A 21,869-nucleotide genomic window follows, 5' to 3' on the forward strand; every position below is an offset into this window, starting at 1 on the left:
AGGAATCAGGGATTGGTAATAACAAGGATATGTTATCTCTTGTTTAGTAAAATTTAATTTTAACGTTATTCGAAATGAAAAAATATATGGTTTTATTGTCCATGGTGCTATTAAGCACTTTGGGCAATGTTTTTGCCCAAAGGAGCAAGATAATTATCCCTGACATAGCCGGTTATCAAACCTTGAAAGGTGATTTTCATATGCACACGGTATTTTCGGATGGCCATGTTTGGCCCACCTTTCGGGTCAATGAGGCCCTGCGGGATGGAATGGATGTGATTGCCATTACCGAACACATGGATTATGAGGGGTTCCCGGAGGAAATCGAAAGAGATTATAACAAAAGTTATGAGATTGCTGCCGAGGCGGCCAAGGATAAAGGTTTGATGGTCATCAAAGGAGTGGAAATTTCCCCACGAGTGCCTCCTTATCACCATAATGCCATTTTTCTGGAAGATGCCAATAGTCTTCCGATGGAATACATGAAGAATACCCATAAGAAATTTATCATGAAAGACAGCATTACGAGGGAGCAACTGATGGAGCCTTTTTTGGAAGCGCAGCGACAAGGGGCATTTGTTTCTTATAATCACCCGAGCTATAATTGGTGGGACAAGAAAGATACGGTGCTGTTTACTGATTTTCATCAAGAGCTGCTAGATAAAGGAATCCTGGGAGGAGTGGAAGTGGTCAATTCCGGCAGGTACAATATCATCGCACATAGGATGGCCATGAAATATAACTTGACGATGCTTTGCAACACCGATGAGCATTATGATATGTATCCACGCTATGTCGACACCCATAGGCCCATGACCTTGGTTTTTGTGGAGGAGAAGACGCCGGAAGGAGTCGAGGAAGCGATGCGGGCCAAGCGAACTGCATTATATTTTGGTGATTATGTGGTGGCCAGACAACCTGAGGCAGAGGCCTTATTTAAGGCTGCAGTGGGGGTGGATGCAGAAAAAAAAGACAGAAAGGGTGAACCAATTATTGTAGTCACCCTAAAAAATACCAGTGATATCCCTTTCCACTTACAGCTCAAAAGTCGCTATAATATCGAATTGCTTCCCTTGGGACAGTTAATACTGGGAGCTCAAGAGGAGAAAGAGGTGGTGCTCAAAGAGGTCTGGGATACTCCTGATGAGACTAAACTGGAGGTAAAAGTAGAGAATATTTTGGTGACTCCGGATGAAGCAATGTTGACGCAATTTACGTTTTCTGATTTTGAATAGTATTGACAATAGACTGATGACAAATACCTCCTTACAGCCCTTTTTGCCTAAATGCTTATGGGCTGTTTTTACACTGTTTTGTTTGCCCATAACAGTAACAGGACAAAGCCTCAAGGTGATGAGCTATAACATCCATCATGGAGCTGACAGTGAAGAAGTCTTTACGCATGAGAAAATTGGACAGTTTATCAAGTCAAGCGGGGTGGAGATCGTTGGTCTTCAAGAAGTGGATAGTATCTGCGAGCGATCTGGGAAAAGTGATCAGATGAAAATCTTTGCTAAGATAACGGGCATGGAAGCGACCTTTGGACGGCACTTTGCTTATGATGGAGGCGCCTATGGATTGGGTATCCTATCCAGATATCCCATGAGAGATATACGGAATGATCGTATCACCAGTATTCGCTCCAATGGTGAAAAGGGGACATTGGCTTTACTCTCTGCCAAGCTGACCTTACCGAGTGGCCAGGATATTATTTTTGCTACGGTACATTTTGCCTTGGACCAGACCACCAGGATGCAGCAGGCCAAGGAGGTTTTGGGTTATTTGGACTGTGATCTTCCAGTGATTCTCACCGGTGACCTTAATGCAGAGCCACATTCCGAGGAAATAAAGTTGCTGAACACCAAACTGTTCAATACCCAATCAAAGGCAGATCACACTTTTCCATTTGATCAACCTATTAAAAAGATTGATTATATAATGGTGAGTAGAAAGGGATGTTCTGTAGTAATCAAAACGATGGTTGTGTCAGGAAATCACTTGTCGGACCATCTGCCGATTATTTCAGAGGTGAAGATTGGGGAGGAATAATGTTGGTTTAGGTTTTGGAAGGTACTCAGACTTTAGGATTAGTGGGCTAAGTCGGGAGGCTTAGACCACTATTTATTTTTTCTCCAATCGATAAGGAGGATTGCGGTTTACGATTTTAATGAGTAACATAAAATATAGGTCTATTGACATTTTTTTGATTTGGTAATCATATGTCCGAAATGCCTATACTTTTTATATTCCGAAACTTACCATTACTGACAGTAATTCACCATTTGTTTACTTGCAATTTTACCTTTTACGAGTAATTTTGTTACTCATGAGTAATTTTTTTACTCTTAAGGTTTTGTATACATCACTGGTTGTGATTGACCTGGCGAAGCTGCGTCTGGAGCTGAAGGTCCAAAGCAGGAAGCCAAAAGCCAATCAAAGACGTCATCAGTTAAACAATTCAACGACCTATATTGGAACCAAAGATCATAGAACCATCCAAGGGGTGGAAGCTGGTAGATTTCAAAGAGCTCTGGCGGTATAAGGACCTGCTTTACTTCCTGACTTTGCGAGGCATTAAGGCACGTTATGCGCAGAGTATTTTGGGTGTGACATGGGCGATTATTCAGCCTCTCTTTACGACATTGGTCTTTACGGTAGTATTTGGAAATCTGGCCAAAGTGGACTCTGACGGGATGCCTTACATTCTATTTTCCTATTTGGCATTGTGGCCGTGGAATTATTTTTCCGGCACCCTCACCGAGTCTGCCAATAGTCTTATTGCCAATTCCGGGATGATCACCAAGGTGTATTTTCCAAGGATGGTGCTGCCGCTTGCCTCGATATTTTCCAAGTTGTTGGACTTTATCATTGCATTTCTGGTGGTCTTGGGTTTTCTGATTTATTTTCAGGTCATGCCGGGCTGGGGACTGGTTTTTCTGCCGCTGTTGATTGTTCAGTTGCTGCTGACCTCCCTGGGCATTGGTATGATTCTGTCCGCCATGGCCGTACAATACCGCGATGTCAAACATGCCCTGACCTTTTTGGTACAGCTGCTGATGTACGCAGCGCCAGTAGTGTACAGCACGACTGCCGTCCCCGAAGAGTATCGGTCATTTTATATTCTGAATCCCATGGTCGGCGTGATCGAAGGCTTCCGTGCCGCCTTCCTGGACCGCCCCATACCCTGGGAATGGATCTGGCCAGGAGCAATGGTAGCTTTGGTGCTTTTTGTCTTTGGGATGTTTTATTTCAGGCGGATGGAGCGAGTGTTTGCGGATGTGGCGTAAGGGAAGTAGAAAGTATTGAGATGTGAGACTTGAGATCGATGTAGCTAGAAGCAAGTATCAAGTAGCGAGATTATAGTAACTAGACGTGAGTCTTGAGACATTTTGTAACAAAAAAATGTGGACAAGGAAGTTGACCAAGCAAAAAAAGAAAGCATCTCAGAAGGGTGTAAGCTTTGTAGCCATGGGTGAACCTCATGGAGAAAGGTCGATAGTATAATGCCTATTAGAAGTGTATAATGAACAAAGAAAATAATGTTTTCCCGACGGAATTTAAAATCCGTCAGTATGATCGGGTAAATCTATTGGAGCAGCAGCCTTTATTGATTTGGTTTACGGGGCTTTCAGGATCAGGAAAGTCCACCTTGGCCAATGCCACAGAGTATGCACTTCACCAAAATGGGCTGAAAACCTTTCTTTTGGATGGGGATAATTTGAGATCGGGGCTGAATAAGGATTTGGGATTTTCGTCGGAGGATCGGGTTGAAAATCTCCGCCGGGTAGGAGAAGTAAGCAAATTAATGCTAGATGCAGGGTTGGTTGTGATAGCCGCCTTTATTTCTCCTTTCAGGAAAGAGCGTGAAATGATCAAGGAGTTGGTAGGTAATGAGAACTTTATAGAGATCTATGTTAGCTGCCCCTCGAAGTGTGTGAAGAAAGGGATGTAAAAGGCCTCTACCAAAAAGCAAGAAAAGGGATCATCAAGGATTTTACAGGTATCGATTCTCCTTACGAATCCCCATTGGAAGCAGATTTGAAGATAGATACTTCTATGGAGGATGTTAAATCTTGTATGCATATCATTATCAATGAGATATTGACGAAAAAACAGAGGTTTTTAGTAAAAAAGAAAAACTTATAGAGATGATGGTTTCAGTTATTATTCCTACATATAATCGAGCAGAACTATTAGTAGAAACCATATTGTCTGTTTTTGCTCAAACCTATTCAAAATTAGAGATAATTGTTGTAGATGATGGGTCGACCGACCAGACAGAGACAGAGATGAATCGTTTGATTAAGATTGACAACAGGTTACGATTTTTTAAAAGATCTTTTTCTTTTCCAAAAGGAGCAAACTCATGTAGAAATTATGGTTTTTCACTTTCTAAAGGAGAATGTATAAAATGGATGGATTCAGATGACTTATTACATCCCAAAGCTTTGGAGAAGCAAGTTGAGAATCTATTAGATCAAAATTCAGACTTAAGTATATGCGAAGCTATGAGATTCTCGCAATCAAAGAATGGAAAACCTACACGGAATCTAAATGGTAGTTGGGGGAATGTTAAACAGTCGATTTCGTTAGATAATTATGTCGCTGGAAGGGTTCGTTGGGGAGTATGTACTGGACTATGGAGAAAATCGTTTTTTTATAAAAAAAATCATTCTATTTGGGATGAAGAATTAATGAATTCGCAAGAATGGTTGATGCATTTACAAAGTTTAATTAAGGGCGTTCGAGTTTCAGTCTTTTCAGAAGTTTTATGTTATATCAGAAGCCATGTTGGAAGTATGAGTAATGCAAGAAATAAAGGCTCTATGTATTACTACCATGAATGTTTGGCAAGGAAGAAGGCTTTTGATGCTCTAAGGAATAGTAAGGGTGTTAAGGTTTCTAGCAGGAATAGACTAATTAAGCAATTTATGTGGTATCAGTTATTTATTGCTTATAAAGGAGAAGTTTTATTAGGTCTAAGGGTTTTTGGATTTTATGGATCTGTTTTTCTTTTATTCAAGAAATAGGACTGATTAAATACTAAATGTCAAGAGCCATTATAAAAGTAGAAAACCTGTCCAAACGCTATCGTTTGGGCCTTAAAGAGAAGCGATCCAAAACCTTGGCCGGACAGGTGGGTAATATCATCAAGTCACCATGGGAAAACTTTCAACGACTTCGAAAGTTAAGCAAGTTTGGCGAGGAGGACGAATCGGTTTTTTGGGCCCTGAAGGATATCAATTTTGAGGTAAAAGAAGGAGAAGTGCTGGGCATTATAGGTAAAAACGGTGCGGGTAAATCCACCTTGCTCAAGATACTCTCCCAAATAACCGAACCTACTTCCGGGAAAATCACCTTGAATGGTCGTGTAGCTTCCCTACTAGAAGTAGGTACTGGCTTTCATCCTGAGCTGACCGGTAGGGAAAACATCTATATGAACGGAACCATCCTCGGGATGACCAGAAGGGAGATCGACCGGAAATTGGATGAAATCATTGACTTTTCGGGCATAGAAAAGTTTGTGGATACACCGGTGAAGTTTTATTCCTCGGGCATGAAAGTACGTTTGGGTTTTTCGGTGGCAGCCCATTTGGAGCCGGAGATTTTGATCATCGATGAAGTACTGGCCGTGGGTGATTATGAATTCCAGCAAAAGTGCCTGGGAAAGATGGAGGATGTAAGCAAGAACCAGGGACGGACGGTGCTCTTTGTGAGCCATAATATGGCGGCGGTGCAGAATTTGTGTAGTAGGGGTGTCTTGTTGACTAATGGTAAGTTACACTTTGAAGGAGTAACAGAAAAGGTATTGAAAAGCTATATTGGAGGCAATAGTAGCACGTATTTTTTGAATCTAGAAAATAACCATATTAAAGGGGAAGGGAACCAGAAAATAATATTAAGGACGATTAAAATTTCTGGTAGTTTGGATGAAGATATACCGGTATTTCCAAGGAAGGATGTGTTTGTTTCGCTGGATGTGGATTTTAAAGAAGGCTTTAAAAATCAAGGAGAGAGGATTGATATTAGGATAGATAACCGACTGGGACAACGACTTATTTGGTACAGCACAAAAGCTGAAAATATGCTGAAGTTGAGGACGGGAAAATTGACTTTCAAAATTCCCCAATGTCCGTTGGTTCCCGATGAATATGTGCTTACAGTATTTATCCACGATGGACATGACGTGGCCAATTGGTATCCCCAAGTGATGAATTTTAAGGTAGAAGAAGCTGCATATTTTGATTCTGGCATGACCATACCAAATGGACAAACCAGTTTTATTTATCCTTTTGAACTTATTAACACCTACAAATGATAAAAAAGATAAGAGATAAGCTGTTTGGAATAAGTAAAATAGGCTATTTGATCGCCGAGGAGGGAAAGCGGAACAGGGAGCTTTCCAGTTATAATATGAGAGAGCTCAAAGCGATTGAGTTCCTCAAAGGTTACTTTCCTGAAGGCTTCCTTTTTGAAACTGGTTTTTCGCTGTCTTTTCAGACAATTCAGCACATCATCAATGACCTTATCATTTATAAGCCCAAGGTTATTCTTGAGTTTGGTTCGGGACTTTCTACCCAAATACTCAGTAATTATATCAATAAGCATCAGCTCGGCAGCAAGCTTATAAGCATCGATGATGATCAAGAATGGCAGGATGCCTTAAAGCAGGTATGTAAAGGGGTGGATTTCCACACCTTTCCGTTGCAGGATGATCACCCCTACTCTTATGGGGGGGAAGGGAAATGGTTTGACATTCCGAAAAACCATTCCATCAACACAGTTGAATTTGACCTGATTATAGTAGATGCGCCTAAAGGGGGGCTATGTAGGCAATCCAGAATTGGTTTTATTCCTTTTGTCAAAGACAAGCTTTCAAGTGCTCCGATCATTTATTTGGATGATACCCATCGTCAGGATGAGCAGGAAATCGGGCATTTTTTGGTAAAAACCATTCCGGCGTTTGTGGGCAAGATTAATGGTTTCAATTACACAAGGTATTCTTTTGGAGATAAACTACATACTTCACCTTCATGAATAGAGATGCCCCTTTGATTTCCATCCTGATCCCAAATTATAATAAAGCGCCTTATATAAGGGAAACGCTGGACTCTGTGTTAAACCAGACTTATCAAAACTGGGAGTGCATTGTGGTGGATGACCATAGTACCGATGAATCATGGGGAATCCTAGAAGAATACTCTGCTAAGGATAATAGGTTTAGAATCTACCGAAGACCGGACCATTTGGCTAAGGGAGGGAATGTTTGTAGGAATTATGCTTTTGAGCTGTCCAAAGGAGAGTATATTAATTGGTTTGACAGTGATGATTTGATGATCTCATATTCACTTGAATGTAGAGTCAGTAGGATTGGAGATAATGATTTTGTGGTGCTACAAGGAGTGTTTTGGGACAAAAAGTCAGATTATGGTATGATTATAAACAAGGTAACTTTTGAAGAAGTGAGAGAAACCTTTTTGAACTTAACACCTGCATGGGTTACACCAAGTCTTTTAATAAAAAAAGAATTTTTAGTAGTAAATAATGTGAAATGGAATGAAGAACTTCCATTTTTTCAAGATGTTATTTATAATTTTAGAATAGCATGTTTAACTCGAAATTTCGAGACGTATTTTAATACGATTGATTGGATATGGGTGGATGTACTGGAAAGTGTAGGGAAAAAAGGGAGTCAGACAGTTGACCCTGAAGTACATTTGAAGTTTTTGGTGGCAATTTATTACGAGCTTTTTAACTTTCCTGATGGTTTAAAAAGAATTATTTTATTGAGGATCCATTATTTGTTTAAACAAGGATCTCAGAACGGGAATAAGACAGGAATAATTAAAATATATTGTTCTTTTTTAAAGGAAAAGAACCTAGTTACATTAACTGAGTATTACTTTTACAGCCTTCATATATTTTTTGGTATAACTGGAGAAAGGTATAATTCAAGACTATGCAAATCTATTTATTATAGGTTAAAAAAAATGATAGCCTCCCAAAACCGAATTAAGAATAGTTTTCTAGCTGAGAAAGTGAGCATAAAAGAAGTTACATGATCAAACTTAACCTAAAAGGCAGAATGGGAAACCAAATGTTTCAATTTGCCTATGCGTTTATACTATCTCGTAAAACAAATCAAAGGGTGGTAATAAAGCCTATTTCAAGTTTTGGTTATTGCTTAGATTTGTATACTCTTCCAGTTTTAGGGAGGCAATTACCTACTAAAGTATACCTTTTATTACACAGGTTTATTTTTGGTTTTTCTAATGAAACACAAAAAATTGATACGAATAAATGCTTAATAAAAAAAGGACTTCCTAAAGCTACGTCTAAAAATATCTTGTTGGATGGATATTTTCAAAATGCAGAGGTATTCAATGCCTATCGTCATGATTTAATCATGTGCTTTAAAATAAAAAAAAGATTTACTGAAATCTTTGAGAATAGTTATAGAGGTTTCTTTAAAGGAAAGACCCTAGTAATTAATTACAGGTTGAAAGAATATAAACGTTTTATTTTTCCAGAAATAGATTCTTCGGGTTATGTGGGAGAGGAATGGTATAATGAAGCTATTGCTAGAATTGATTTAAGGTTGTATACCAACGTACTTATTATTTCAGATGACATTAAGGAGGTGAGAAAATTAATTTCAAGTGAAATTATAGATCCTGTTTTTATAGAGGATGAGTGGTTTATTGATTTCCAATGCTTGCTGAATGGAGATTGTCTGATAATTCCAAACAGTTCTTTTTCATGGTGGGGAGCCTATTTAAATACTCGAAAGGACAAAATAGTATACGCTCCGAAAAACTGGGTTGGTTATCATGTTGGAATTGAATATCCGAAAGGGATAATGACAGATGATTTTACATGGATTTAGAAGACAAAAAATATATTCACTCAGAAACTGTTCATAATACCACAGCTGCTGAAATAATCACACCGATGGTTATCGAATTAATTAGCCCACAGTCGGTCTTGGACGTGGGCTGTGGCATTGGGACTTGGATGAAAGCTTTTTCTCAGAATGGAGTTGCGGAGGTTATAGGTGTAGATGGAGATTATGTAGACCGCCAACTTCTAAAAAAGTATATTCCTTTGGGAAATTTTATCCCTAGGAATTTAGAGCAGCCTTTTGATCTACATAGAAAGTTTGACTTAGTGATAAGTTTAGAGGTGGCCGAACACTTGAAGCCTTCTTCTGCCCAAGATTTTGTGGATAGTCTTACCCGGCATGGAGATACGATTCTTTTCTCGGCTGCTGTGCCAGGACAAGGAGGTCAGCGTCATATCAATGAACAATGGTTATCCTACTGGGCTGGGAAATTTGCTGACAAGGGATTTTATACCTATGACCCTTTTCGACCCCGGATTTGGAATGATAAGAGAATCGAAACCTGGTACAGACAAAACATGGTGGTATTTAGCTCCAAAAAGCTTAATTGTCCTAAAGTAGGGGTGATGGATAAGATATTACCGGATATGTGGGAAAATAAAATAGCCAGCATTCAACGTAAGGATCAGCAACTTTTCAGAATTCGTTCTGGAAAGGTTGGTGTTGGTTTTTATCTTAAGGGTTTGATGAAAAGTTTAAAGTATTTTGGAAGAAAGGAGTCTTGAGAAACCATTGGTTACAGTGGTAATGCCTGTCTATAATGGCGCGCGTTATTTAAATGAAGCCATTGACAGCATATTAATTCAGACATACGAGTCTTTTGAACTTATCATCGTAAATGATGGATCTTCGGATGATTCAGAGGCTATTATTCTTCGTTATGAAGATTCCAGGATCAATTATGTTAGGAATGAGCAGAATGTAGGGCTGATAAGAAGCTTAAACAAAGGAATTGATTTAGCAAAGGGGAAATACATTGCTAGAATGGATCAGGATGACATTTCTGTTTCCAGTAGATTTGAGCGGCAGGTAGCGTTTTTGGAAAGTCATTCCGATGTAGCAATATGTGGAATGCAAGGACAAATACTTCAAACAGGTGAGCAATATAAGGTCCCTACACAGGATGGAGAGATTAGAGGATTACTTTTTTTTGGAAGTCCTTTTATACATCCTGTGGTAATGATAAGGACTGAGACCTTGGTAAATAATGACCTCCGATACGATTTTAAATATAACCATGCTGAGGACTTCGGGCTATGGGTAAACTTGTCTTTTGTAGGCAAGTTATCTAATTTAAATGAGGTTGGTATCCATTACCGTCAGCACGAGCTTCAGTATACGAAAGTATTTAAAGAAGATAACTTTGACGCCTCCTTCTCCGCTAAACTGGAATATCTTGAACGATTGGGGATGCAGTTAGGTGAATTTCAGTTGGCATTATATGAAAGGATCAACAGAAAGGCGATTGATCCATGCGACAAGAAAGGTTTATCGGTTTTAGCAGGGTTTTATAAACAGTTTAGGAAGTTGAATTTTCCTAATAATGTTGAAGTGGAATACTTAGAGAAATTGATTTATAAAAAGTGGAAGGTCACCTGCGCAGATGGCATAAAACAGCGTGTTAACACCTACTTTTTATTTCTTTCAAACGGATTGGTATATAAATACTTTGAACCAAAAGTTCATCTTTGGTTTTTAAAAAAACTAATGATTAAGTGAATCAAAGAATTTTGATTTTAGGGGGGACAGGTTTTATTGGTTCTAGCTTGAGTCAGTACTTAAAGGCCGGAAATGAAACCCGTATTTATTCTCCATCAGCGCAGCAAATCGATCCTATTTCCGGAGTATCTGGTTATGATGGTTTTATTGAAGATTTCTCTAGCTTGGAGCCCCATTTGGAGTGGGCGACCATTATTATCCATTTAGTTTCCACTTCTAATCCCAAAAGCTCTCTTAAGAACCCATTCAATGATGCCAAGTCCAATTTACTTCCATTGATTTCCATATTGGAATATTTAAAAAATCACACAGATAAAAAGTTGGTGTTTTGTAGTTCAGGAGGAGCGGTTTATGGGATGGGAAATGGGAGAGTTTTTAGCGAAAGTGATCCCAAGGCACCTATATCCTCATATGGGATCGTGAAATCAACCATGGAAGAATATATTGATTATTATCAGCGACTCTATGGTGTAAATGCATTGGTTATTCGGCCTTCTAATATATATGGAGCCAAAAGCAGATCATTAGGGAAACAGGGACTAATAAGCACTTTGGTGGAGCACACTCTTGTAGGAAAAACGACAGCGTTATGGGTTCCATTGACCACTAGCAAAGATTATCTGTATATAGTAGATTTTGTGAAGGCTGTCAAAATGCTGATCGAATCAGATGCTATCGGGATGTTTAATATAGCAAGTGGTCATAATTGTACGATCGCTGATCTTCTCCAAGTGGTCGAAAAAGTCCTTCGGATAAAGCCGAAGATAAGAACAGAAATTGGAGATTTTTCAAAAATCGATTCACCCGTAAAGCTGGACATCCAAAAATTACAAATGTTAACCAATTGGAAGCCAGAAACCTCCTTGTTAGAAGGGGTTGAAATGGTAGCAAATGAATTTAAAATCCAACATGGGGACATTTAGAGTTTCAGTGATCATCCCCGTGTTCAATTTGGCTAAATTTCTCAGTAAAGCTGTTATTTCAGCGGCAGATCTTAATGAGGTGGGAGAAGTTATTATAGTGGAGGATGGCTCCGAGGATGATAGCCTTCAGATTGGTGTTCAATTGGAGAGAAAAATTTCAAAGGTCAAACTTCTACAGCATCCCGGTGGGGAAAATAGAGGCGTATCTGCAAGCAGGAATTTGGGTATAAAAGAAGCTGAATATCCGTGGATAGCTTTTTTAGATGCAGATGATTGGTATTTTTCCCACCGGTTTGCTAAAGAACACCAACTACTTAAAGAGGATTCCCGCATTGATGCCGTGTATTCTTGTACTATTTTAGAAAATTATCAGGAAGATTTGAGTATGAGGTACGGAGTTAAGAAAGATCCTTTGGAGATGATTGGGCACCCCGTTTCGGATATCGGGTTTTATGAGGTTAAATTGAAAAGAAAATGGGTGCTTTTCCATACGAATTCCATAACGATTAATCGGTCTTTTTTAATGAAAGATAAACAGTTTGACACCCGATTGGCCCTTCACGAAGATTCGGAATTATGGAACAGGCTTTTAAGACGAGGACATTTCGTGGCCGGAGAAGTTAACTTGCCTGTTGCACTTATTAGAAGGCACGATAATAATACCATAACCAGAAGAAGTTTGGCCACCTTAAAGAAAATGCATTGGGTATTTATCGATAATGTAGGGATAGATAGTTTTTATCATTTTGAGATCAATTATCTTTTTAATGCAATTCTTCGAATGGAAAGCAAGCATTTTCAAAATACATGGACAAGAAGAGGGTACTTTTACTTCCTCTATTACAGAAACTCATTGAATAAAAGGCAATATATCAAAAAATTTTATCAAGAAAATGCCCTTAATTAGTGTAATCATTCCCACTTACAATCGTGCCAATGTATTGCCAAGAGCGATTAAAAGTGTAGTGGATCAAACCTATACTGATTGGGAACTGATCATCGTGGACGATGGGAGTAACGATGAAACAAAGTCGGTTGTGGATCAGTTTCTATTCGATGAGAGGATCAATTATGTGTATCAAGAAAATAAAGGTGTTTCCGCTGCGAGAAATTATGGAGCAGAAAAAGCTTCAGGGGAATATTTGATTTTTTTGGATAGTGATGATGAGCTGTTACCGTATTCTCTGTTAAAGTATGCTGAAAAAATTAGTAAGGGTTTTCCATTAATCGTGTTTTCAAAATATTTTAAAGGAAAAGAGGTTAGAGGAATAAAGTCTTCGTCTATGTTTTTTAAAAATATTGGTGTGAGTAACATTCCAGGAGCATTTTGCTTAAGAAAAAATCTCTTTTTTGATATTGGAGGATATAATGTGAAATTACTGCATAGTGAAAATTGGGAATTAATGATTAGGGCTTGCCACTACTTTTCATTAGGTAATGATGATATATCGTACGTTAAATATCCATTGTTACAGTACAATGATTGGTGTACATTGGAGAAATTAATGCAAAACAAAAAAAATAAAATTAAATCTTATAAAGTACTTTATGAGGAGTACCGTCAAAACAACACATTTGATAATTCGCTTTATTTGTACTTCGCTCATGTTGTGGCAATGAATTATGGGGGATTGGGAAAGATTAAACTAACTATGCTTTGGACTTTTAAGAGTGTCAATATGAAGTCTTTACGAATCCGGTATATGTTTAAACCACTTTTAATTTTCATGAAAAGAAGGATTATTCCCTATTGATCTAATATGAAAAAGAAAGTTGTAAATTTAATTAGGGCACTTTTCCCCAAGCTATATTCTAGATTTAATCTATATAATAGGTTGATACATCAAAAGAATTCATTTATTTATGAAACCGGATGGGTTTATTCAATTCAAATAAGGGGTGTAATTAATGATTTAGGCGATCCAATTCCCTGGATGAATTATTCATTTATTGAATTTATTAAAAATAGATTAAGTCCTTCAATGGATGTTTTTGAATATGGTAGTGGATATTCAACGATTTTTTTTTCAAAATATGTCAAATCGATTATATCTGTAGAGTATGATAAAGAGTGGTATGATAGAATTAAGCCTTTGGTTCCTTTAAATTCAACTGTGATTTATAGATCACTTGATACAAATTATGTTAGTAGTATCAGAATATTTAAAAAGAGTTTTAATATTATTATTATTGACGGACGTCGTAGAAATGACTGTCTTATAACTTGTTTGGAAAGTTTGAATGAAAACGGAGTTGTCATATTTGATGATTCTTTCAGATCTAGGTATCAAGAGTCCTTTGCATTAATGAATAAAATGGGGTTTAGATGGCTTGATTTTTATGGTTTTAAGCCCGGAGCTTATAAAATGGCTCAGACGACTGTTTTCTACAGAGATAACAATTGTTTAGAAATTTAAATTGAGTCCTTTTTTTTCAATAATAATTCCCACATTTAATAGGGCAACAGTTTTGAAGCAATCAGTTGATTCTGTTTTGTTTCAAACGTTTACTGATTTTGAACTAATAATTGTGGATGATGGGTCAGTAGACAACACAGATAAAATAGTCACAAGTATAAAAGATTCACGAGTTGTCTATATTAAGAATACAAGGACAAAGGGTGCATGTGGAGCTAGAAATACAGGTGCAATTAAAGCAAAAGGAAAATGGTTGGCTTTTTTAGATTCTGATGATACTTGGGAGTGTGATAAATTGAAGAAGATGCACGAAAGATTGAGGTATATGGAGAAAGGAGCATGTTATTCCGGTTACTTTAGATTTAGAAATGGGATCAAGGAGAGTATAGTTGATGGGGTTTCAGGAGATCACCTAAAAGACTTATATTACTCTAATATTGTAAGGGGCTTGTCATTATTTGTGGTGGATAAATTTAGTTTTTGGAAAATAAGTGGATTTGATGAATCATTTAGATCTAAGCAAGATTTAGATTTGTATATTCGTCTTGCAAAACTTTTTCCTTTCGAATATATAAAAGAACCTCTAGTTACTTTTAATCCCTATTCCAACAATAGAATAACACTTGATTTATCTGCTAGACTTGAAGGGTATTTGGCGTTCCATGATAAATACTGGAAAGAAGTGCCATATGAGGCAAAAGAAAGACATTTGAAACTATTAATTCATTATAGTTTTCAAAAGAAGAATTATAGTAGGGCTATTAAGTTCTTTATGGAATGGTTAAAAATAAAATTCTTCAAATATAGTGGCTAAAATTACCGCCATTTACTTTACCTCCTCTACTAAAAAGGGAGTATACCATTCTGCGCTTGTACGTTTGTCAAAATGGACAGAAAGAGAGTTTTCTAATGCCCATAAGGTAAAAAGCTTCGAACAAGAAGACTCCTTCCATCAGGTAATAGGTTATGATGATTCACTAAGTGTTTCCTCTGAGTTTGGATTATTGGGTTTCGCAGAGAAAAAATGGAGGGAGGAAGGAAGCATTCCAGATGGGAATTATTTTATTTATCGCAAAAAACCAAGAGATCTAGAACTTTTATCCGACTTTTCAGCCTCAAGAACGATATGGTATGTTGCTCATTCAGACTTTTTTATATTCTCTTCAAGTCAGTTTGCTATTGTTCAATTTTTGGGGGACTTTAGCTTTAATAACTCCTTAGTCCCTTGGATGCTTAGTAGTGGAACGCTTGGCCCCTCCAATAGCTGGGATCGACGGTTGAAAATTTTACCTAGAAACACTTTGTTAAAGGTTGATTTTGAAAGTGGTCTAGTAAAGCTTAGGAAACTTGAAAAGCAATACAAATATGGCAAAGATCAATTACCTTCAGTAGAGAAGGTGTTGAGAGATAGTTTTACCAAAGTGGAAATAGGAAGTAAAAAAGTTGGACTTCTTCTATCAGGAGGATTGGAGAGTCGAATTTTACTTTATTTCATAGCCCTTCAGAAAAAGTTGAAAGCATATACTTGGACACTTAAAAAGTACTTAAGTGATCCTGAAAGTGATGTAAGTATTGCTAAAATGCTTTGCAAAATATTTGGGGTGGACCATGCTATTTTTTTGTTGGAAAACGGAGAAGTATCAAGCAATGATATTTTGGATCTCTTTATAAAATATGGAGAAGGTAGAATCGATCACTTGTCAGGGTATACAGACGGATTTAAGCTTTGGTTTGATTTTCAGCAAGCCGATGTAAAAGCAATTATTCGGGGTGATCATAATTTTGGCAGGTATAAATCCTATTCAGCAAGTATGAGTCGAAAGATTTTAGGATGTGAAGTGGTAGATGATTTTGAAAACATTCGCCAATTCTTGTTGAAAGAAGAAGGATTTGAAAATGAATTCGTCACTAAAAAAGAGAAAGAATCAATTTCCGATTACTCCATCCGCTTAGGAGTGGATTTTAGGCATCAATATGTAAACAGTGCGTTGACTGATTTTAAATTAGCCTTTGTAGAAATCCACAATCCACTGTTGAATAATAGTGTGTTGGAATATTCGATGGAAATTCCTTCCAAAGAAATGGAAGGAAAGCGAATCACCAAAGCCTTAATGAAACGTAAAATACCGGATGTTCCCTTTGCCAAAAAAACATCCATAGGAAACCTTGATTCCCTTTTGAAAGATCGATTTGAAAATGACATTAGAATTTTTCTTTCAAAGGTATCTGATGAAGATTGGGCAAAAGTAGGGTTGAAGGAAAGGGAGGTGAAAAAGGTGTTGAATGGAGTAGAAAACAGAAATAAAGTCGATTTTAAAAAATGGAGTTTAGACATTAAGCAGCTTTTACCAAAGAAAATAAAGAAAATTCTTTCGCCTCTAAAGAGGGAAAAGGTTTCAACAATTCGCTTACTTTTTAGACTATACATAATCATGACTGTTTTTCAACGGTTTGAAAAATGAAAACACGACATGCTGAATAATAGTAAGCCAATCTATTCTTTCAATAATAAATGAAAATCCTCTTCGTCTTCGACAGCTTGACCAATGCCGGAACAGAAAATAGCTATCTGCAGCTTTTGCCTAGGTTTTCTAATAATGTCGAAGTTACGGTAGCCTATTTTTACGCAGACCATTGTTTGGCTGGGGAGTTTGAAGATGCAAATATACAAGTCCGATTTTTAGCTAACAGTGGGCGGTATGGTTTTGGTACGGGTGTTAAAAAACTCTTCAAACTGGTAAAGGAAGAAAAACCCGACTTGCTGGTCTCTTCACTTCTGCGTTCAAACCTGATAAGTAGAGTGGTTTCAAAAATATCAGGAGTTCCATTGGTGGGGACTTTAGTCAGTGACAGCTACGGCAAAGTACGCTTGGACGACTTTCAGGGGAGACGACTTCTGAAATTTAAGTTGTTTTGGCAATTGGACAGGTGGACGGCAGGAATACCGATACAGTGGATTGCCAATTCCTCTTTCATTGCGGATGCCCATTGTAAAGCACTTGGGTTGGAACGAAATAAAATAGAGGTCATCTACAGAGGAAGGGAAGTCCCCCATCTTACATGGAGGGAATCCAATTCATCCAAGAATAATAGGATATCTTATGATTTTGTGAGCGTAGGCAGATTATTTAAAACCAAAGGCTGGACCGAACTCCTCGATGCATTTCACTTGGTTCTCCGAAAATATCCTAACTGCACCTTGACTATTTTTGGAGAAGGGCCGTTGCGTGCCAGTCTGGAAGAGAAGGTTATCGGGCTTGGGATAGGAGAGAAGGTTTTTTTGCCCGGTAATGTTCCGCAGGTTCAGGACAGGCTTTTTGACTATGACTGCTTTGTCTTCCCCTCTTGGTACGAGGGATTTTCAGGTGCATTAGTGGAGGCGATGATGGTGGGTATTCCCGTCATTGCATCAGATATTCCGATGAACCTAGAGGCAGTAACTCCTCATATAAATGCCCTGACTTTTCCTGTAAAGGATGCCGAGATGTTAGCAGCACAAATGAATTATGCCATGAACCATCCAGAAAAGATGGCAGAACTGGGCAGGAATGCCCGCAAGGAAGCTATTGAGCGATTTGATATCGAGAAAATTGCGGAGGAGTATGAGGAAGTGTTGAAGCGGGTGTTAAAGACCTCACCCAGCCTCTCCAAAAGGGAGAGGAATAAAGATGGCTGGAGGAAGTCGTCAGTTCCCCCTTTTAGGGGCTAGGGGGTAAATAAGACCTCAGCCAACCGTCTACCACCGCGGAAAGAGGATTCAAAGATGGTCGGGGTATAATATTGATTCTCCCTTATAGGGGGCAGAAGTACCTCACCCAGCCTCTCCAAAAGGGAGAGGGGTAAAGATGGCTGGAGGAAGTCGTCAGTTCCCCCTTTTAGGGGGCCAGGGGGTAAATAAGACCTCAGCCAACCGTCTACCACCGCGGAAAGAGGATTCAAAGATGGTCGGGGTATAATATTGATTCTCCCTTATAGGGGGCAGAAGTACCTCACCCAGCCTCTCCAAAAGGGAGAGGAGTAAAGATGGCTGGAGGAAGTCGTCAGTTCCCCCTTTTAGGGGGCTAGGGGGTAAATAAGACCTCAGCCAATCGTCTACCACCGCGGAGAGATGAGCCAAAGATGGTCGGGGTATATTGATTCTCCCTTATAGGGGGCAGAAGTACCTCACCCAGCCTCTCCTAAAAGGAGAGGGGTAAAGATGGCTGGGGGAGGGCGTTAGTTCCCCCTTTTAGGGGGCTAGGGGGTAAATAAGACCTCAGCCAATCGTCTACCACCGCGGAGAGATGAGGCGAAGATGGTCGGGGTATAATATTGATTCTCCCTTATAGGGGGCAGAAGTACCTCATCCAGCCTCTCCAAAAGGGAGAGGGGTAAAGATGGCTGAAGGAAGTCGTCAGTTCCCCCTTTTAGGGGGCTAGGGGGTGAAAAGAGACTTGAGGGTATAATAAGATTGTTATGCACGAGATGTATTTTGGAGCAAGTACTGAAATTAAACAACGGGCTAAGGAGTTGAGGGAAATGCTGACGCCTGCTGAGAAGGTTTTGTGGGAAGCACTGCAGAATAGAAAGCTCAATGGATTGAAATTTAGAAGGCAGCATCCTATAAGCAAGTTTATTGCAGATTTCTATTGCCATGAATATCAGTTGGTAGTTGAGGTAGATGGTGAGGTGCATTTGGAGTTAGAACAGGTAGAAAGGGATGAGGGACGGACGTTTGAATTGGAAGAATTGGGCTTGAAAGTGATCAGGTTTACGAACAAGGAGGTTTTTTGTGACCTTGAGAACGTTTTGAAGAAGATCGTATCTGCTTGTGGCAATAAATGACTCACCCAGCCTCTCCAAAAGGGAGAGGAGTAAAAATGGCTGGAGGAAGTCGTCAGTTCCCCCTTTTAGGGGGCTAGGGGGTAAATAAGACCTCAGCCAATCGTCTGCCACCGCGGAGAGATGAGCCAAAGATGGTCGGGGTATAATATTGATTCTCCCTTATAGGGGGCAGAAGTACCTCACCCAGCCTCTCCAAAAAGGAGAGGAATAAAGATGGCTGGAGGAAGTCGTCAGTTCCCCCTTTTAGGGGGCTAGGGGGTAAATAAGACCTCAGCCAATCGTCTACCACCGCGGAGAGATGAGGCGAAGATGGTCGGGGTATAATATTGATTCTCCCTTTTAGGGGGCAGAAGTACCTCACCCAGCCTCTCCAAAAGGGAGAGGGTAAAGATGGCTGGAGGAGGGCGTTAGTTCCCCCTTTTAGGGGGCTAGGGGGTAAATAAGACCTCAGCCAATCGTCTGCCACCGCGGAGAGATGAGCCAAAGATGGTCGGGGTATAATATTGATTCTCCCTTTTAGGGGGCAGAAGTACCTCACCCAGCCTCTCCAAAAAGGAGAGAAGTAAAGATGGCTGGAGGAAGTTGTCAGTTCCCCCTTTTAGGGGGTTAGGGGGTAGAGAGGGCTAGCAGAAAATAACACTAAATGAAAATACTGATCCTAGATACTTCACCGATCCGGAGGGGGGCGCAGGTTTTTGCGGCTGACTTGGGTGTGCGATGGAGGGAGATGGGGAATGATGTTCGGAAGGCGTACATGTACGAAGGCGAAAGGAATGCCAAACGAGTTCCTTTGTTTAGTGAGGACAGGGTCATGCCGTTTTCGCCTCATAGTTTTTTTGAGAAGTTTCCTACGGTACAGCCTGGACTTTTGAGGCAGTTGAGAAAAATGGTGAATGAGTTTCAGCCTGATGTATTGCTGCTGAATGGCTCCAGAACATTGAAGTATGGAGCTTTTTTGAAGCGGAGTGATAAGACTGATTTTGTCATGATCAGCAGGATAATCGATAACCCAGAATATTGGAATCCTAAAAGCATCATCAAGTCCTACTACAAAAATTGGGTAATTCCCGCTTTGGATGGCGCAGTGGGGGTGAGTGAGGCAAGCCTCGCAGCGATGAAAAGGCATTATGGATTTACCAAGCCGACCGGAGTGATCCATCGCTGCTTTGATGAAAGAAAATTTATAGATGCACCAGTAAAGATAGCTGCAAGAAAGCAGTTGGGATTGGAAGAGGAGGATGAAATTATCCTGTTTCTGGGAAGCTTTTCTGCCCAAAAGAGACCAGATCGGTTTTTAGAGATTGTCCATCATCTCAGCAAATCCCGCCCAAGGTTAAAAGCACTGATGGTAGGGGATGGAGAGCTTTTTCCAGGCTACCAAAAGCAGCTGGAGGAGCACCCGTCTATTCGCCATTTTGGTTACCAAATTGATGTATCCCCTTTTTTGGCTGCCGCTGATATTTTGGTACTGACCAGTGATACGGAAGGATTGCCTGGTGTGGTGCTTGAGGCCGCTTATTTCGGAGTGCCCACGGTCAGCGCATTGGTAGGGGGGATTGAAGAATGCTTGCAGGATGGAGAATCAGGCTTCTTGGTGTACGAAGATCATATCAACCAATTTTGTGAGAAAATAGACCATCTTTTTGAATACCCGGAGAAACGAAAATTGATGGGAACCCGGGCAAAAGAAATCGTTAGTAAAAAGTTTGTTTTGCAAAGGGCATCGGAACAATTTATAGACTTTTTTACCACAGTTATTAAAAAGTCCCGTCAGTGAGTAATTCCCAAACCCGCATTCTCCACCTGATAAAATCCCTAGGAAGGGGAGGTGCTGAAAAGCTGATCCCTGAAACGGCAGGTTTGCACGATAAGGATAAGTATGCTTTTTATTGCCTTTATTTCCATCATCGCCCGAATAGCCTTATCGATGAGCTGGAAGGGGTTGGTGTGAAAGTAAATTACCTTCCATCTTCCAATTTTGGATTCCCCTGGCTGATCAACAAAGTTGCTGATTATGTCAAAAACCATCAAATTGACATCATCCACTGTCATTTGCCTTGGGCAGGAGTGTTAGGGAGATGTGTAGGTAGAATGACCGGAGTCAAGGTCGTTTATACTGAGCATAATATGTGGGAAAGGTACCATCCACTTTCCAGATGGCTAAATAAGCGGACCTTTGGATGGCAACAGGGTGTGATTGCCGTTTCAGAAGAAGTTAGGGGAAGTGTTTTAAGACATTATAAACCGATCCTTAAAAGCCCTCTGATCAAGACCATACCAAATGCGGTCAATACGGGGAAATTCCAGAAAGATTTGGGAGGAAGAGATAGGGTCCGCAATAGGTTTGGAATTCCTTACGATGCTCCCGTAATTGGTCAAGTGGCTGTCTTTAGGACCCAAAAAAGGCTGGACCGCTGGATAGCAGTGGCAAAGGAAATTGCCCAAATCCATCGCGATGTCCATTTTATTCTGGTTGGAGATGGGCCGGAAAGGGAGTTGGTTGAAAAGAGCATTGGAAGAGGTGCTTTTGCCTCGAAGGTACATTTGTCAGGTGCACAGGAAAAGGTTGTTCCCTATCTTTCAGCCATGGATGTTTATATGATGACATCGGAATTTGAGGGATTGCCCGTGGGGATGCTGGAGGCCATGTCCTGTGAGCTGCCTGTGCTGAGTACCAGGGTCGGAGGCATAGGGGAGGTGATAAACGATGGAGTGGAGGGCATGCTGTGCCCAAAAGACTATACAGAAAAGTTGGCTTTTGCCGCTTCAGCACTGCTGACTGATCGGCTAAGGCGTCAAGAAATGGGCAAGATGGCCCGCAAACGTGCGGCATCCCAATTTAGCCTAAAGCGGATGGTAAGTGCCTTGGAGGAATTCTATATGGAAGTGCAAAACTGAGTTAGGCCTTCAGCCTGCTTGGGAATAGGGCAATGCTCATTCCCCAAGGTGCTGCCTTGGGTTGGGACGAAGTAAGGCTTTCAGCCTTTGGTTTATGTCAGGTTTGGTGTCGATGAACTAAGATGTAGTTTTGTGCTGCCATAATATTTGGCATTAAAGCTAATATAAATGCCCCTGAAAGGGGAA

The 21,869-nt window shown here is 39.9% G+C and carries 20 protein-coding genes and 1 pseudogene; all 21 read left to right on the forward strand.

Going from position 1 to position 21,869, the window contains the following annotated elements; all coding sequences use genetic code 11:
* Positions 1 to 74: 74 nt before the first annotated feature.
* Positions 75 to 1,235: an Sb-PDE family phosphodiesterase gene (locus tag FKX85_RS12425; protein WP_229239612.1), complete on the forward strand. Its 1,161-nt coding sequence runs from the start codon at positions 75 to 77 to the stop codon at positions 1,233 to 1,235.
* A gap of 82 nt (positions 1,236 to 1,317) precedes the next feature.
* A complete protein-coding gene (locus tag FKX85_RS12430; RefSeq protein ID WP_229239613.1) occupies positions 1,318 to 2,049 on the forward strand; it encodes an endonuclease/exonuclease/phosphatase family protein in 732 nt (243 codons plus the stop codon).
* Positions 2,050 to 2,471: 422 nt separating this feature from the next.
* Positions 2,472 to 3,287, forward strand: a complete 816-nt coding sequence (locus FKX85_RS12435) for an ABC transporter permease (protein ID WP_141615034.1) — start codon at positions 2,472 to 2,474, stop codon at positions 3,285 to 3,287.
* Between the two features lie 236 nt (positions 3,288 to 3,523).
* Positions 3,524 to 4,146: pseudogene (gene cysC / locus FKX85_RS12440) on the forward strand (adenylyl-sulfate kinase).
* A gap of 2 nt (positions 4,147 to 4,148) precedes the next feature.
* Positions 4,149 to 5,030: a glycosyltransferase family 2 protein gene (locus FKX85_RS12445; RefSeq protein ID WP_141615035.1), complete on the forward strand. Its 882-nt coding sequence runs from the start codon at positions 4,149 to 4,151 to the stop codon at positions 5,028 to 5,030.
* A gap of 17 nt (positions 5,031 to 5,047) precedes the next feature.
* Entirely contained in the window at positions 5,048 to 6,319 is a 1,272-nt protein-coding gene (locus FKX85_RS12450; RefSeq protein WP_141615036.1) for an ABC transporter ATP-binding protein, read from the forward strand.
* Positions 6,316 to 7,038: a hypothetical protein gene (locus FKX85_RS12455; RefSeq protein ID WP_141615037.1), complete on the forward strand. Its 723-nt coding sequence runs from the start codon at positions 6,316 to 6,318 to the stop codon at positions 7,036 to 7,038. Before FKX85_RS12450 ends, FKX85_RS12455 begins: the two co-directional genes overlap by 4 nt.
* On the forward strand, positions 7,035 to 8,063 hold the full coding sequence (locus FKX85_RS12460; RefSeq protein ID WP_141615038.1) for a glycosyltransferase family 2 protein: 1,029 nt from the start codon (positions 7,035 to 7,037) through the stop codon (positions 8,061 to 8,063). The genes FKX85_RS12455 and FKX85_RS12460 overlap by 4 nt, the downstream gene beginning before the upstream one ends.
* Positions 8,060 to 8,887 (forward strand): alpha-1,2-fucosyltransferase, encoded by an 828-nt coding sequence (locus tag FKX85_RS12465; RefSeq protein ID WP_141615039.1) that lies wholly within the window; start codon positions 8,060 to 8,062, stop codon positions 8,885 to 8,887. Before FKX85_RS12460 ends, FKX85_RS12465 begins: the two co-directional genes overlap by 4 nt.
* On the forward strand, positions 8,878 to 9,627 hold the full coding sequence (locus FKX85_RS12470; RefSeq protein ID WP_141615040.1) for a class I SAM-dependent methyltransferase: 750 nt from the start codon (positions 8,878 to 8,880) through the stop codon (positions 9,625 to 9,627). Before FKX85_RS12465 ends, FKX85_RS12470 begins: the two co-directional genes overlap by 10 nt.
* Positions 9,608 to 10,621 (forward strand): glycosyltransferase family 2 protein, encoded by a 1,014-nt coding sequence (locus tag FKX85_RS12475; protein WP_141615041.1) that lies wholly within the window; start codon positions 9,608 to 9,610, stop codon positions 10,619 to 10,621. The genes FKX85_RS12470 and FKX85_RS12475 overlap by 20 nt, the downstream gene beginning before the upstream one ends.
* Complete coding sequence (locus FKX85_RS12480) at positions 10,618 to 11,544, forward strand: NAD-dependent epimerase/dehydratase family protein (protein ID WP_141615042.1); 927 nt, start codon at positions 10,618 to 10,620, stop codon at positions 11,542 to 11,544. Before FKX85_RS12475 ends, FKX85_RS12480 begins: the two co-directional genes overlap by 4 nt.
* Entirely contained in the window at positions 11,531 to 12,451 is a 921-nt protein-coding gene (locus FKX85_RS12485) for a glycosyltransferase family 2 protein (RefSeq protein ID WP_168196257.1), read from the forward strand. The genes FKX85_RS12480 and FKX85_RS12485 overlap by 14 nt, the downstream gene beginning before the upstream one ends.
* A complete protein-coding gene (locus tag FKX85_RS12490) occupies positions 12,438 to 13,298 on the forward strand; it encodes a glycosyltransferase family 2 protein (protein WP_141615044.1) in 861 nt (286 codons plus the stop codon). Before FKX85_RS12485 ends, FKX85_RS12490 begins: the two co-directional genes overlap by 14 nt.
* A 6-nt stretch (positions 13,299 to 13,304) precedes the next feature.
* On the forward strand, positions 13,305 to 13,961 hold the full coding sequence (locus FKX85_RS12495; RefSeq protein ID WP_141615045.1) for a class I SAM-dependent methyltransferase: 657 nt from the start codon (positions 13,305 to 13,307) through the stop codon (positions 13,959 to 13,961).
* Position 13,962: 1 nt separating this feature from the next.
* The gene (locus FKX85_RS12500; protein ID WP_141615046.1) at positions 13,963 to 14,775 is read left to right on the forward strand and encodes a glycosyltransferase family 2 protein; all 813 of its coding nucleotides are present in this window, start codon (positions 13,963 to 13,965) and stop codon (positions 14,773 to 14,775) included.
* A complete protein-coding gene (locus tag FKX85_RS12505) occupies positions 14,768 to 16,423 on the forward strand; it encodes an asparagine synthase-related protein (protein WP_141615047.1) in 1,656 nt (551 codons plus the stop codon). Before FKX85_RS12500 ends, FKX85_RS12505 begins: the two co-directional genes overlap by 8 nt.
* Before the next feature lie 50 nt (positions 16,424 to 16,473).
* Positions 16,474 to 17,670: a glycosyltransferase family 4 protein gene (locus FKX85_RS12510; protein WP_141615048.1), complete on the forward strand. Its 1,197-nt coding sequence runs from the start codon at positions 16,474 to 16,476 to the stop codon at positions 17,668 to 17,670.
* A 746-nt stretch (positions 17,671 to 18,416) separates the two neighbouring features.
* Complete coding sequence (locus tag FKX85_RS12515) at positions 18,417 to 18,785, forward strand: endonuclease domain-containing protein (RefSeq protein ID WP_141615049.1); 369 nt, start codon at positions 18,417 to 18,419, stop codon at positions 18,783 to 18,785.
* A 643-nt stretch (positions 18,786 to 19,428) separates the two neighbouring features.
* On the forward strand, positions 19,429 to 20,562 hold the full coding sequence (locus tag FKX85_RS12520) for a glycosyltransferase family 4 protein (protein WP_141615050.1): 1,134 nt from the start codon (positions 19,429 to 19,431) through the stop codon (positions 20,560 to 20,562).
* Positions 20,559 to 21,683 carry a glycosyltransferase gene (locus FKX85_RS12525; RefSeq protein WP_141615051.1) on the forward strand — a complete coding sequence of 375 codons (1,125 nt, stop codon included), beginning with the start codon at positions 20,559 to 20,561 and terminating at the stop codon, positions 21,681 to 21,683. Before FKX85_RS12520 ends, FKX85_RS12525 begins: the two co-directional genes overlap by 4 nt.
* The last annotated feature ends 186 nt before the right edge of the window (positions 21,684 to 21,869 follow it).

Origin of the sequence: Echinicola soli (assembly GCF_006575665.1) — a bacterium.
Taxonomy (GTDB): domain Bacteria; phylum Bacteroidota; class Bacteroidia; order Cytophagales; family Cyclobacteriaceae; genus Echinicola; species Echinicola soli.